Source organism: Arcicella aquatica (assembly GCF_034928825.1).
GTDB lineage: Bacteria > Bacteroidota > Bacteroidia > Cytophagales > Spirosomataceae > Arcicella > Arcicella aquatica.
Genome location: NZ_JAYFUL010000033.1, coordinates 16,400 through 29,595, shown reverse-complemented (window position 1 = coordinate 29,595; position 13,196 = coordinate 16,400). Strand labels below are relative to the sequence as shown.

The window sequence follows — 13,196 nt, the reverse complement described above, 5'->3', positions numbered from 1 at the left end:
ACTAGAAAACCATTAAATTGCATTGGTTGAACGATTTTATCAAAAACAAATTGTTAAAATCTATTCCAAAGATGTCAGCAAAATTTAAAAAAAAAATGAAATATAAGAAACACGTTTTTATTTGTACTAACCAAAAAGATGCACCCAAAAAAAGCTGCGGCGTAGAAAGAGGAGGAGCATTAGTTGATGCTTTTAAGGCATCTTTGAAAGAAAAAGGGCTATTGAGCGAAATCAGAGCACAAAAAACAGGCTGTTTAGATGTTTGTGCTTTTGGACCAGGCATGGTGGTATATCCAGAAGGAGTATTTTATGGCAATGTGCAATTATCTGATGTTGAAGAAATTGTAGAGAGCCATTTAATAGGCGACAAAGCCGTTGAGCGTTTAGTAATCGGATAATTGATGATAGCCATTAGAAACGGACTTGTCCGTTTCTAATAAAAAATTAACACTCAGATGTACAGAATCTATCCCACATTAATCAATTCATTTGTTTTGTATGAACAACAAGTATTAGATGCTCAGGGAAACATCCTTGTAGACTTGTGGGAAATGATAGACCGTATCAATAGAGTAAAAAAGCCAACCACAGAAGCTCAACAAAGAGGTATTGATTTTGAGAAGGCCGTAATTACTGGCGAGAATGAAGAGCTATTCGGTGAGGGAATCATTGAAAAAGCACGTGAATTATTGCCAGCCAAATACAAAACGCAGTTTTATACCGAAGCAAAGTATAAAAATTGTTTAATCTACGGCTTTGTAGATTTGGTAGGAGGCGACCGTGCTGTTGATTTAAAATCTACCAGATTGTACCAACCCAATCGTTTTGAGTTCAACCATCAAAACCTGTATATGTTAGGGTTACAGAAGTGGGGCGTAAGAACCTTGGATTATATCATTACAGATTTTAATGATGTATATCAAGAAAGCTATGATGTAAAAACCTATAATTTTACTCCGCTATATCAACAAATAGATGCCTTTGTTGCCTTCTTAGAACAACACCGCAAGCTAATTAAGGATAAAAAGATTTTTGATAAAAAAGGAGATACCAACCAGTTGTCTTTGTTTTAGGAGTGAGCTTTGAGCGGTAGGCAATAGGCTTTAAGTTTTTTCTACTCTTAAATCTTTTAGTACAAAACTTTTTAATATGTAAATTCTCAACATAATGACTGTCTTGTCTCATATCTAGAGTCTAGCTTCTTCTATCCAAAAATCCCCAAGTCTCCTATTCTTTCGCATAGCGCTTATCTCTAAAAGTCCCAAAATCTTCCAAACTTTTATCTTGTATTAAATTTTCCCTGAAAAGTCTAAATAATTATAATATTAATATAACTATTTTGCTAATTTTAGATAGGTAAATTCATTCTTTTTTTTAGATAAAATTGTATATTATTTGGATAAGATATTAAAAGAAAATGTTTTTTCAATAGGAATCTCTAGATATTTTTAATGTAATATTCTGCGATTAAGTATGTATAATATCGTTAATGTACTATTTTTTTTGTATTTATCGTTTGGGAAAGTATATAAAACATCCTTATACTTGCATTGGAAATACCAATAGCCCATAAGTTAGGTATCACTCAAACACCTATAAAGACTATGACCTAGAAAAGACCTCAATGTTGTTTGCCACAGCCAAAATAGGCAGAACTTAGTAGCACACCGATACTTGTTATATAATATGCACTTTACATAAAAGACTATAAGCTATGGCTTAATATCTACGTGCTACTCAACTGTAGTATCAATAACCTTTTTTTAATTTAAACTATGAATTCTACTCACAAAAACATCATTACACCCCCTTGTTCTTTCTTCACAACCCAGTTAAATATACTGGGAATCTATAGCCTACTATTAGGCTTTTTTATCATTTTACAATCCTGCTCTCCTGTACACGAGCTTACTCCAGAAGCTAAGAAAAGCGAATTGCTTTTGAAGGCTCAAAATTTGTTTAAGAAACAAATAGCTTCATCTACTCGAAAGTCTTCTGCTAATCCTAGGGATATTGATATTAGTAAGCTAGCTCCTCAGTGGGAAAAAAATAAAATAAGAAAAAGTTTGGATAGTCGTGGTATAGACATTTTACAGGTATTTGTAAAAAAAGATGCTGACCAAAAATGGATGATAGATTACTTTATACTTGATGGACAAGAGGTGTTGCATTTAAGAAAGCATACCAAGCATGATGGTTGTCTTACTACATATAATCAGCAAGGACAATTTTTAGAAAAAGGGAAAGTAAATCTAAAAAGTAATAAGTATAGTAAGTTTTTAACAAGAGATATGCTTATGAAATCTGCAAGGGTTGCAAATATGTGGCTTGAGCAAGATGCAAATGGGAATTATTATGCTTGTTCAGAGTCAGGTTGCATTATCATTCCTGTAGATGGTGGGAGTGGTGATGATAATGATGATGACGTCAATGATGATGATGATGACAGCAACGATGATGGTGATGGTGATTCTGAATCAGAAGAAGCCAATTGTCAATCCAATCAAAATAGTGTTCAACATGCTATTAATAACGTTATAGTAACTAATGAAAGTGATATAGATGGTGCTTCTAATCTTGCTTCGAATATAAATCCTTATGATAGAAAGGATGGTTCAAAAGAGTGGGTAGCTCTTCGATCACTTACTTACGCTATTTTCAGCCACGAGAATTACACTCAGGTTAAAAAGGATAGTAGCTCACCTTGGCAATGGGAAACAATAACACATTCTAGTTTATCTGATCAAGGGACAATAATTGGTGGTACTGCAGAGTATAGATTGAATCATTTTCATTCTGAATTAGGCAATTATTGGGCAAATGTAAAAATAAGCTTACATGTAGATTGGAAACCAGTGTGTAATCTCAACCCATTCCCTATTGGAATAAATTATAATGCGTCTAAATCTTTCCATGTAGATGACCAAGACTAAACAGATGAGTCAAATCAAGTTTAACTACACACAGCCATTAAGATGGTTGTGTGTAGGTCTGATATTTTTTTGTGTAATTTTCTTTTGTAAAGCCTCACAAGAAGAAGATATAAAAAATGTAATTATTTCTGCAGAAATACCTTTTGTATTAGAAAATGGTAATATTCAAATAATATCAAAAAAATATAAAGTTTATCATTGGAGGAATTTTATATTATACTTACTGCCATTTGAAAATATAGTAGAGAAAGATACCTCTATTATTTCTTGGAAGACGGATTACAGTTATTTTATTTATCAAAAGAACAATAAACGAGGAGTTTTTTTTGAATCATTGGAGAAGGTAACTAAAGATAGTGTAGATGTTGATTCCGTGTTACAAGAGTTAAATGCCTGGAAAAATATGAATTGTATTTTAATTTCAAAAATGCGTCTAACTAATTCCGTATTTAATTCAAAAAAAATAACACAGGAAATATACCTTAGTAAGGATGATAGTGTGTCTAGTCCAGATACAGCAATCGTTGAATTTTCAGAGAAGCTAAACAATATTCAGTATAGTCTATGTGAAGAGCTTGAAAAGAAGGGAACAAGAGTAAGTAGAATTAAGTTCTTATTTAACTCCAAAAGTAGTAAAGACTTCCCTTTTAAAATACCTAAAAGAGAATATGTATTTACTATAATATCCGATGAAGAGAATCAAAGTAAAGAAATTTCTACTTTTATGAAGACTTTTTGTTTAAAATAGTTCTTTTGATAATCCCCAAAAAATAGATTCTATTTTCGCTAAACTTATTCCTTACTTACCCAAATAGAAATAATTAATTTAGGTTGCGACTTATGTTTATAAATTATCTAACACGTCCTATTTTCTAATATGTCACGTTACAAGTTATTAGCAATTAGGACAATGTTAGACAAAACCATTTGCCTTTATTGTTTAGTAGACTGGGTGTCCCCGACGACTATTTTAAGAGTATGAAACACCCTGAAGACAAACAGCGCAAAATGTACGATGCTCAAGTAGTTGTATAGAGGATACAATAGTATAAAAGAGAGTTTTCTAAGCTCAATGTGAGGATATTTATCTTAAATTAACTCGTAAAAATAACTCAAAAAGACCTGATGAAAGATGTCAAGCATTTCTAAAAGAACACGACAGAAAAACTGTAGAACTCACTTTTAATGGAATTACTGATTTATTCTCTCGAAGTATTCATGCTGTCACTATTAAGGGCTTTATATTAAAATTAATCCTCTTTTTATTCGCATACGCAATCGGAAAATCATAGTCCATCAATACGTCGCAACTTAAAATAATTATATAAAACATGGGGAATAAAGATGATTTTCCCCATGTAAACAAAATTCTAAACAGAATTTATCTCATTAAAAATACCTGATTTAAGTATGAAAATTTACCAATTACTTGTAATGCTTTATTGTCTTATATTTTTAGGTTTTAAAATGGACTCTAAGCCTAAAAGTATCATTCTTGTAAGTCGACAATCTTCTTTAGTCTATCCAATGGATTTTAGTAGAACTATTATTCACTATTTTAAGGGTGACATGACTCTTTATAGTTTTCAAATGGAAATAGACACAGTTGTGGAAGTTGAAGATATAAGTATGGGGGAAAAACCAATAGTATGGGAAGAAAAAGAAAGTATGAATAATAACAATGCTAATTTAAATAATTACCCAAAGATAGAGCAATATTATTTGAGAAAAAATGGCTCTAGTCATGCATTAACGTTTAATCCATTTCTTAATGGCAAAGAGAAAAAAGTTGATTTTGTTGAATTTGATATGACAACGAGGTATGAGTCTAATTTAATGTTAGTTAATATGGTTGCAAGTCTCAATAAAAAACTAATTAAGTCTGTACAACCTTCAAGGAACAAATGGATTGATACTTATGTGATGGCAGATGGTGATAAAAATAAGATTGATTCCATAATCATTACCTACGATAATAGATTTAATAATATCCCATTTTCATTTAGTCGTCAGTTGGATAAAGTTCATGAATCAAAAGTTGTTTCTCTTCTTATAAAGCATCAAGTAAAAATTGATGATAATAATATAGCAGTCGAAAATTTTTACGAAATCAAAGAAAACCCTATTGATAATCCCCAAAAAATAGATTCCATTTTCGCTGAACTTATTCCTTATTTACCCAAATAGAAATAATTAATAACCTTATGAAAAAGAGTATTTCGCTATTATGTTTTTTAATAGCCTTTTATACACATGCCCAAAAACCTGTAGAGGTCAATAAAGCTTTAACGAAAGCAGGGAAAAATAGTATTGAGCTAGAAAAAGTAATTCAGTATTATCAAAAAGGTAAAGATTCCTTAAAATTGCAAGCTTGCTACTTTTTAATAAAAAACATGGAGGGGCTAACGCATTTAGATTCAGCAAATTTACAAGCCTTCGATACTATTTTTGGAGTGTATGACTCATTGGTTACAAATAAGGTGATTGTACATAAACAAGAAACAGAATATCCGCTCGTATATGACGCATGGGATAAAATTGTAGAAAAAAATGAAGACCCTAATACGATAGAATCATCTGATTTGGAAACCATAAAAGCAGATTTTTTAATTCAAAATATTGACTTAGCCTTTCATGTATGGCGTACTTATCCTTGGGCAAAACATCTAACATTTGAGCAATTTTGTGAATATCTTTTACCTTATAAAATAAGCAATGAGCCATTGTTGCCTTGGCGAGAAAAACAGATGAAAAAGTATGCTTGGCTACCTGATTCCTTACCAAATAAATCAGATGCCATTAACGCTACTAGGGTACTTTATAATAACCTTAAGTGGTTTTTGTTAAATAAGAAGTTGTGGGGGTATTTACCGTTGGTTGGCTCAGATAATTTACATACAGCCAAAGCAGGTACTTGCTATAACAAAACCGATTTGAATATGTTTGTGATGCGGGCAATGGGCTTAGCAGTCACAAGAGATTTTGTTTTATATTGGGGGAATAGAGATAGTAATCATTATTGGAATGCCTTTGTGATGAATGATGGCTCTTTTTTAGATTTTGAAGCACTTGGAGCGGCACGGCTTCTGTGGCAAGGCAGAATGCCCAAACATGCCATCGTAAATCCTATTGTTAGATTTGGCGGTTGGTCTGCTAAAATGTCAAAAGTATTCAGAGAAACCTTTTCTCAGCAGAAAGAGACATTAGTAGAAGATAACAAAATAGGAAGAACTGTACAAATACCTTATGAGTTTGAAAAAACACGTATCAAAGATGTTACATCTGAATATACGAAAGTGGCTGATGTTGACTTTCAATTATCGAAAAGGGTTACTTATCCTAAATACATTTACTTATGTACGCTAAATGAAAATGAATGGAAGCCTGCTTTTTGGGCTAGAGTACGAACAGAAGGGAGCGCTACATTTAAACAAATGGGAACAGAAATTGTGTACATGCCCTGTCGGTATGAAAATTGGAAATACATACCAGAAGGAAATCCTATTCTAGTAGATTCTTTAGGTAATAGCCATGAACTAACAATCAAAAAGGAGGTTCATGAAAAGGCTGAATTTAGCCATGATAGTTTTGCAACTAGAGTGATTAAAGGAGAGACATATCAATTATCATATTTTTATCAATATAAATGGATATTTCATAGTGAAAGTATAGCAGAAGCAAAATCAAAAATAACTTTTGAAAACGTACCAAAAAATGCTTTACTACGCCTACAAAAAGTAAATGGAAATAAAAATGAACGTATATTCTACTACGCCGATGGAGTCCAATCTTTTTACTAAACGCTGGTCATTTGTCAATTCTTCGCTTCTATGTTGTGTGTTAATTACACTTCTGTGCTGGAGTGTATTTATTGAAAGAACAGACATCTATGATGGTAAAGTATTGAGTAAATGCCTCTATTTCAATAAAGTTGCTAGTTTTACAGGCTTTGTGTTGGGGATAATTTATTTGTTACGTCGGCGAGTCGTTTATGTTGGCTTATCTCTTACATCATATTTTATAATAGCCTATTTAAGTTACTTATGTATACATGTTTTGTATTTTGATACTTACTTGGACGTTCGAATAGGAAGTCAATTTTTATTACTACTCATATCCTTGGTGATAAGTATAGAGCGACCCAAAGAAACCTATATCATCATTGTGATTTGGTTTTTTGCTTGTGTCGAAGCCATCTGGGGGCTTTATCAATTATATCAACATTTTTATGATTGGAAACACTTCGATAATCCGCTTGGTTCACTTTATAATACAGGTATTTACGGCATTTATCTATGCATTCCCTTTGTATTAGCGGTGGTGTCCTCTAAAAAATATGTGGCTACAAGTGCTTGTTCCAAACATTATTTATTTCATACAATTCGGTATATTACGTTAATACTTACAGGTACTGTTTTGCCATTTACAGGGTCAAGAACGGCATGGGTCGCTACTTTAGGTGGTTTGTTTGTATTTGTTTGTCATCGTTATCGGTTAATTCAGCTATTTCAACAAAATAAAATTTGGATAAAAGGCTTGGTTTCGTTTTTGCTGATTGGCATTGTCAGTTTATTTATTTTACAATTATTTTTTTTAAAAGAAAATTCAGCCATTGGACGAACGCTTATCTGGAAAGTTGGTTTTACTATGTGGCTTGATAATCCTTTTTGGGGGAAAGGTTTCAATTCAGTTTCACATCAATATTTCAATTATCAAGCTCATTATTTTAGTGTTGATAGGTCAGCTCAAGAACAATGGATAGCTGGTAACGTAAGTTATGTTTTTAACGATTTTCTGCAAATAGCTATTGAATATGGTTCAATAGGTTTGATACTATTTGTGGGTATTTATACGACAATTATTCGAAAAAATACGAGTCCTTATGTAGCTGTACTAGTCAGTTGTTTACTAACAGGACAAAGCTCCTATCCTTTAGAGAGTATTCCGACACAATTGCATTGGTATTTGATATTGAGTTTATGCCTTTTAAGGGTTGTACCACTAAAAAGCATTCTGCTTTCAAAATGGACAATGTCAATTTTAGGAGTAGCAATTTTCTCGCTGTCCTTGATTTTATGGTTAAAGACTAGTCAAAGTGATGAGACAGAAAGAGCTTCATACAAGGCTGAACAGTTATTTAATCAAGAACAATATAAAATGGCAATTCTGGTTTATGAAAAGATTCCGAATCTTAATGCTGTAAATCTATTAGTCTACGGTAAATCACTAGCCTTAGATGGGCAACATTCAAAGGCAATTCGGGTTTATGAACAAGCGAAAGTTCTTTTAGCTGAGCCTTTTTTGTGCAATAATCTTGGACTTAGTTATCAAGCTATAAAAAAATTTAAAAAGGCAGAAGAAAACTATCGTTTATCACACAACATGATACCTAATTTAATTTATCCTAAGTATTTGCTTGCTAATTTATACATTGAGAAAGGAGATGTGAAGAAAGCAAAGGAACAAGCAATAGAAGTAGTAGATAGCCCGGTTAAAGTATATTCAGAGGCAGCTGAAGAAATGAAAGAAGAGATGAGAGATTTTATAAGAACAATAGCATTAAAATAGCTTGAGGGGATAGACTCTAAGTTCATTCAGTCTAAAATCCACAACTAAAAAATCCCCTTCAATTCAATCAAATCCTTCACCTCATGTTTAGGCTTTAATGTAAGCTCCTGTGCTCTTCCATCAGGATTAAAGAAAACCGTGTCGATACCCGCTTGATGAGCCCCCACAATATCGCTTTGAAAGCTATCACCAATCATAATACACTCTGAAGGCTTGGCACCAACCAAATCTAAGGCATATTCAAAAATGCCCGCCTCTGGTTTTTTATAACCAGAATTTTGAAAAGTGACAATCTCTTTAAAATAATGTTTAATTCCGCCAGCCGTCATTTTTATGTCTTGTACCTCCATAAACCCATTGGTGATGATGTGTAAGGGATATTTTGGGAATAGATATTCTAGCACCAATTTAGCATTCGGTAATAAATTAGGTTTGCGGACTGAAATATTGATATATTTATCTGAAATTTCATCACACAGAGAATAGTCGTAGCAGCCTAACTCACTGAAAATCATTCTAAAACGTTGATGGCGCAATTCGGGTTGACTAATCTTTCCTTGCTCATACAAATCCCATAGCTGATGATTTATTTTATTGAAGATAGTATAGAATTGCACAGAAGAGAGAATACCGTAAGTATGTAAGTCAAAATGTAGATATACTTCGTCTAAAGCAAGTTTAGAATTCGTATTATGGTCCCAAAGAGTATGGTCGAGGTCGAAGAAAAGATGCTTATACATATTTTTTTTTATACAAATATGATAGGTGAAACCTTTGAAACAAAAACTAAGCGTTTATTTTAAAGGATAAAACCTGAATTAATTTGCATCAAGATATTCTTTTATATAAATTCATAGTTTGTAAAAAACAATTTTAAGAAATCTAATTTAACCATAAAAATGGCTAGTCAACCCACAGAAGAAAACCAGATAAACGTAGAATTAACAGAAGCAATGGCAGAGGGAGAATACGTTAATTTGGCGATGATTGCACATTCTCAGAGTGAATTTGTTATTGATTTTATCAAAATGATGCCTGGAATCCCTAAAGCGAGAGTAAAATCAAGAGTAATTCTTACACCTGATCATGTTTATCGTCTTTTGAATGCCCTCAAAGAAAATATTCAAAAATATGAAGAGGCTTATGGCCCAATTACGGACGATAAAAACCAAAATGGCTTTCAGTTCCCAACCAATTATCGTGGTCCTATCGGAGAAGCCTAATATCCACATCGGGTTTTTACAAATAAGATAATACATTCAGAATTTTCATCAACAGAGCGTAAATGTAAGTAAATAGAATATTCTATTGCTCATTTACGCTCTATTGTTGAAATAACAATGAAGCTGTTTAAACTTTCCGTTTCTAAGGTGAAAGTATTGTATTTTTGAATTGATTTTTTCAAAATTTGGGAAGCATAGCATCGCTACGTTGAGTAAATTTTGGAACAAGCTATTCTAAAAGACTTAGTTTAACCCGAAAGGGAAAGTTTAAACAGCTTCAATGAGTAGATAACCAGTGCCTAAGGGCTTTAAAATAAATAAATATAAATATTGTGAGACAATGAATCAAAAACTGACCAGAGAATATTTAGCGGCTAATGCTGAAAATTTGAGTAAACTTGTTGAGTTACCTAGTGATAAAATTTTTGAACTTCCTGAGAAAGTACTTCAATTTGGTACTGGTGTTTTATTAAGAGGACTTTGTGATTATTTTATTGACAAGGCTAATAAAAAAGGTATTTTCAATGGTCGTGTAGTAGTAGTTAAATCTACAGATAAAGGGGGTACAGATGATTTTAATGAACAAGACGGACTTTTTACCCATGCCGTAAAAGGATTGGAAAATGGACAGAAAGTAGAAGAATATATTATCAATGCTTCTATTTCTCGTACTATTTCGGCACGTTCTCAGTGGAAGGAAATACTAGCTTGTGCTAAAAACCCTGAAATGCAAATAATCATTTCTAATACTACTGAGGTAGGTATCACTTTATTAGAAAACGATAAGATAACAAATAATCCTCCACAGTCATTCCCTGTAAAACTATTAGCGTTTTTATATGAGCGTTGGCAAGTATTCAAAGGTTCTGCTAAAAGTGGGATGGTAATTGTCCCCACTGAATTAATCGTTGGGAATGGAGATAAGTTACAAGAAATTGTATTGGAACAAGCACATCGCAACGGACTTGAACCTGAATTTATCGAATGGCTTGAAAACCACAACTACTTCTGTAATTCATTAGTCGATAGAATTGTACCGGGAAAACCTGACCAAGAGATTTGTAAAGAAATAGAAAAGAAATTTTCTTATCAAGACGATTTGATGATACTTTCAGAAGTGTATCGTCTTTGGGCAATTCAGGGAGATGAAAAAATCCGAAATATCCTATCATTTGCTGCTGTTGATTCGGGAGTGATTATCGAAAAAGACATTGAAGTTTATCGTGAATTAAAGCTACGAATGCTTAACGGAACACATACTTTAACCTGCGGAATGGCATATTTACTAGGTTTCCGTTTGGTAAAAGATGTAATGAGTAATAATTATTTAAGTAAAATTATTACTAATATGATGTTAGGGGAAGTATCTTTAGCAATTCCTTACAAGATTGACCCTAAAATCAGAGACCGTTTCGGTAGAATGGTGTTAGATCGTTTCCGTAACCCTTTCTTACAACATAAATTATTAGACATTACCGTTCAGTACACTGCCAAAATGAAAATGCGTAATGTGCCTATTCTTTTGCAATATTATCGTGAATTTGGTAAAGCACCCGAATTGTTTGCCATGGGCTTTGCCGCTTATTTACAGTTCATGAAAGCTGAAAAAGAAGTAAATGGTAATTATTTCGGAGAATGTAATGGTGAATATTACCCAATCAATTGTAATTTCGCACCATACTTTTACGAAGCTTGGGAAAACTTTGATTTAGACAAAGTATTATCTAACAGAAGCTTGTGGGGTGAAGATTTAACACAGTTAGAAGGATTTTCAGACGCAGTGAGGAAATATTTATGAAAAAAGTAGTCACTTTCGGTGAGATAATGATGAGGCTCAGCACGCCACGTCATACTCGCTTTCAACAGGCGACAAGTTTTGATATTAATTTTGGTGGGGGCGAAGCGAATGTTTCGTCCTCATTGGCTATTATGGGGGTTCCAGCGAGCCATGTCACCCGTTTCCCTGACAATGATTTGGGTAATGCCGCCATCAATACATACAGACGGTACGGGCTTAGTATGGATGATGTTGTAAGAGGGGGCGACCGCATAGGCATTTACTATGTAGAACAGGGAGCAGCCATGAGACCAAGTAAGGTAATTTATGACAGAGCCGATTCAGCCTTTGCTACCCTCAAGCCTTCGGAATTTAATTGGGAGCATATCTTTGAAGACGCCCAGTGGTTTCATTTCACAGGTATCACCCCCGCTATTTCAGAAAGCGCCGCTCTGGCTTGTTTAGAGGCCGCCCAAACGGCTAGTCGTTTAGGTTTAAAAGTCTCCGCAGATGTGGGGTATCGTTCTAATTTATGGAAATGGGGAAAAAGGCCCAATGAAATAATGCCTGAACTGATTGAAAATTGCGATGTAATTATTTGCAGTAAAGGCGATGCTGAAGATATGTTTGGGATAGTTCCTAATGACGACAAGAGAAGTTTTAAATCAGTTTGTCAACAACTGACCGACCGTTTTCCAAAATTGAAAAAAGTATTAACTACCAAACGAGGTCAAATTTCTGCTTCACACAATACTTTAACAGGAAAGTGTTGGAACGGATTTGAAATGTTAGAAACCAAGCAAATAAATATTCCTGATATTGTTGATAGAATTGGCGGAGGAGATGCCTTTATGGCAGGGTTTATTTTTGGCGAAATCATCTATCAGAATACACAGAAAGCAATAGAATTTGGGGTAGCAGCTTCTGCTTTAAAACACACCATAGAGGGCGATTTTAACCTATCTTCAGTAAGCGAAATCGAAGCAGTAATGAATGGCGATGTCAGTGGAAAACTAAGAAGATAAAACCGATTATGAAGTTTTCAAAAACACTACTTTATACAAAACTAAGCGAAACCCCTATTATGCCTCTTTTCAACCATCCCGATGTAGAAAAGAGTAAGGCCGTAGTAAAAGCCTGTTATAATGGTGGTATCAGGGTTTTTGAATACACAAATCGTGGTGTGGGTGCCGATAAAGTTTTTGCAGAGTTGGTAAAATATATTCGCACAGACTTTCCAGATATGGCAATCGGTATCGGCACTATCTTCAATGCTCAGGAGGCTGAATATTTTGTCAGTTTAGATACAGACTTTATCGTTCAGCCAACGCTAGATGCTGGCGTAGCTAATGTTTGCCAACAAAATAACATGGCTTGGTTTCCAGGGGTACTTACGCCCAACGAAATTTATAAGGCTAATCAGTTAGGAGCAGATATTGTAAAAATATTTCCAGCCAATATTTTAAACCCTTCTTTTGTAAAATCAGTCAAGACAGTGATGCCTCAGGTAGAAATGATGATTACTGGTGGCGTAGAACCCAATGAACAAAGCCTAACTACATGGTTCAACGCTGGTGCTAAAGCTGTTGGCATGGGCGGACAGTTGTTTCCGAAGTCAATTTTAGATAATAATAATTTCAATTGGATTGAAAATACTGTCAAAGAATGCCTTAATGTTATTAAAAACTAAGGGCT

12 protein-coding genes are annotated in these 13,196 nt (G+C 33.7%); 11 read left to right on the top strand and 1 reads right to left on the bottom strand.

The window, feature by feature from the left end; translation table 11 throughout:
- Window positions 1-95: 95 nt before the first annotated feature.
- The 7 genes from VB264_RS17470 (at window position 96) to VB264_RS17440 (ending at window position 8,501) form a co-directional block, all read left to right on the top strand.
- Window positions 96-398: a (2Fe-2S) ferredoxin domain-containing protein gene (locus VB264_RS17470; RefSeq protein WP_309915208.1), complete on the top strand. Its 303-nt coding sequence runs from the start codon at window positions 96-98 to the stop codon at window positions 396-398.
- A gap of 57 nt (window positions 399-455) precedes the next feature.
- Complete coding sequence (locus tag VB264_RS17465) at window positions 456-1,073, top strand: hypothetical protein (RefSeq protein WP_323251348.1); 618 nt, start codon at window positions 456-458, stop codon at window positions 1,071-1,073.
- A gap of 702 nt (window positions 1,074-1,775) precedes the next feature.
- Window positions 1,776-2,933 (top strand): hypothetical protein, encoded by a 1,158-nt coding sequence (locus VB264_RS17460; RefSeq protein ID WP_323251346.1) that lies wholly within the window; start codon window positions 1,776-1,778, stop codon window positions 2,931-2,933.
- On the top strand, window positions 2,920-3,681 hold the full coding sequence (locus VB264_RS17455) for a hypothetical protein (protein ID WP_323251344.1): 762 nt from the start codon (window positions 2,920-2,922) through the stop codon (window positions 3,679-3,681). The genes VB264_RS17460 and VB264_RS17455 overlap by 14 nt, the downstream gene beginning before the upstream one ends.
- Window positions 3,682-4,343: 662 nt before the next feature.
- On the top strand, window positions 4,344-5,120 hold the full coding sequence (locus VB264_RS17450; RefSeq protein WP_323251342.1) for a hypothetical protein: 777 nt from the start codon (window positions 4,344-4,346) through the stop codon (window positions 5,118-5,120).
- Window positions 5,121-5,137: 17 nt separating this feature from the next.
- Complete coding sequence (locus VB264_RS17445; protein ID WP_323251341.1) at window positions 5,138-6,733, top strand: hypothetical protein; 1,596 nt, start codon at window positions 5,138-5,140, stop codon at window positions 6,731-6,733.
- Window positions 6,687-8,501, top strand: a complete 1,815-nt coding sequence (locus tag VB264_RS17440; protein WP_323251339.1) for an O-antigen ligase family protein — start codon at window positions 6,687-6,689, stop codon at window positions 8,499-8,501. Before VB264_RS17445 ends, VB264_RS17440 begins: the two co-directional genes overlap by 47 nt.
- A gap of 44 nt (window positions 8,502-8,545) precedes the next feature.
- Here VB264_RS17440 and VB264_RS17435 read toward each other — a convergent pair whose 3' ends face one another.
- Window positions 8,546-9,241 (bottom strand): YjjG family noncanonical pyrimidine nucleotidase, encoded by a 696-nt coding sequence (locus tag VB264_RS17435; RefSeq protein ID WP_323251337.1) that lies wholly within the window; start codon window positions 9,239-9,241, stop codon window positions 8,546-8,548.
- A gap of 159 nt (window positions 9,242-9,400) precedes the next feature.
- On the opposite strand from VB264_RS17435, the gene VB264_RS17430 reads away from it, so the two are divergent.
- From VB264_RS17430 to VB264_RS17415, 4 genes are all read left to right on the top strand, one after another.
- Entirely contained in the window at window positions 9,401-9,724 is a 324-nt protein-coding gene (locus tag VB264_RS17430) for a DUF3467 domain-containing protein (protein ID WP_323251335.1), read from the top strand.
- A 340-nt stretch (window positions 9,725-10,064) separates the two neighbouring features.
- Window positions 10,065-11,522 carry a tagaturonate reductase gene (locus tag VB264_RS17425; protein WP_323251334.1) on the top strand — a complete coding sequence of 486 codons (1,458 nt, stop codon included), beginning with the start codon at window positions 10,065-10,067 and terminating at the stop codon, window positions 11,520-11,522.
- The gene (locus VB264_RS17420; protein ID WP_323251332.1) at window positions 11,519-12,526 is read left to right on the top strand and encodes a sugar kinase; all 1,008 of its coding nucleotides are present in this window, start codon (window positions 11,519-11,521) and stop codon (window positions 12,524-12,526) included. The genes VB264_RS17425 and VB264_RS17420 overlap by 4 nt, the downstream gene beginning before the upstream one ends.
- Window positions 12,527-12,534: 8 nt before the next feature.
- Complete coding sequence (locus VB264_RS17415) at window positions 12,535-13,191, top strand: beta/alpha barrel domain-containing protein (protein WP_323251330.1); 657 nt, start codon at window positions 12,535-12,537, stop codon at window positions 13,189-13,191.
- The last annotated feature ends 5 nt before the right edge of the window (window positions 13,192-13,196 follow it).